Source organism: Pedobacter jejuensis (assembly GCF_003725795.1).
Lineage (GTDB): Bacteria > Bacteroidota > Bacteroidia > Sphingobacteriales > Sphingobacteriaceae > Pedobacter > Pedobacter jejuensis.
In genome coordinates this window covers 1-785 of the sequence record NZ_RBEE01000036.1, presented here as the reverse complement: position 1 = coordinate 785, position 785 = coordinate 1, and the positions used below count along the sequence as shown (strand labels likewise).

General features: G+C 26.9%; 2 protein-coding genes. One reads left to right on the top strand and one right to left on the bottom strand.

Going from position 1 to position 785, the window contains the following annotated elements; genetic code table 11:
- Positions 1–385: hypothetical protein (locus D7004_RS14350; protein ID WP_208646857.1), on the top strand; the 385-nt coding region annotated here is incomplete at its 5' end.
- Here the strand turns inward: D7004_RS14350 and D7004_RS14345 are convergent.
- Positions 382–785, bottom strand: a 404-nt coding sequence (locus tag D7004_RS14345) for a TaqI-like C-terminal specificity domain-containing protein (protein ID WP_279634760.1), incomplete at its 5' end; no start/stop codon positions are given. The genes D7004_RS14350 and D7004_RS14345 overlap by 4 nt on opposite strands.

The following is a 785-nucleotide window of genomic DNA, read 5'->3' as shown; positions in this document are numbered from 1 at the left end:
TTTTTTTAGTCCAAAAATTATATTCCAAGAAATGGTCCAAGAGTCAAGTTTTATGCTGGACAATAAGGGTGAATTTATGTGTTTAGATACTGCGAGAATTATTACAGGCAATGACCTTGATATCATTATTTCAGTGTTAAATTCTAAATTGTTTTTTTATGCAATAAAAACGTTTTATGGTGGTGGTGGCCTTGGTGAAAATGGCGTAAGAATGAAACATACATTTTTTGAAAATTTCCCAATGCCCAATTTTTCTGATAAGAATATTACTGATATTAAGTTTTTGCTATCTAGACTTTCAGAGGAAAGTTTAGATAAAATTGACAAAATTATTTTTGAATGTTATGGCATAGAAGAGAATGAAATTAAGCATATAAATAATTAATAATTTTTTACTATTTCCCTTTCCTCAGTAGTTAAACCATATATATCAAATATTTTTTGCTCAATAAATTTTTCAACGTCTTTTGTTGAAAAACCATTTTTAGAAAGGTCTTGAACTTTTTTAATTAAATTTTTAAACTCCAGATTTATTATTTCTGTTATTTGAATTACTGGTATTTTATCAAAAAATATTTTACTCAATTCTCTCGTGCCCCCCTGTAGCTCAGGAAAGTTATCCTTAAAACAATATTTGAATAATGATGAGTTTAGAAAAGCTGTTAGAAATTCTATTTTCTCCCCTGTAATTATAAAACATTTTTGATTGGTCAAGTAGCCATTATCGTCATATAAAAAAGGTAAAAACTTTGTCATGTTTGGATAGATAATTTTTGGACTAAAAA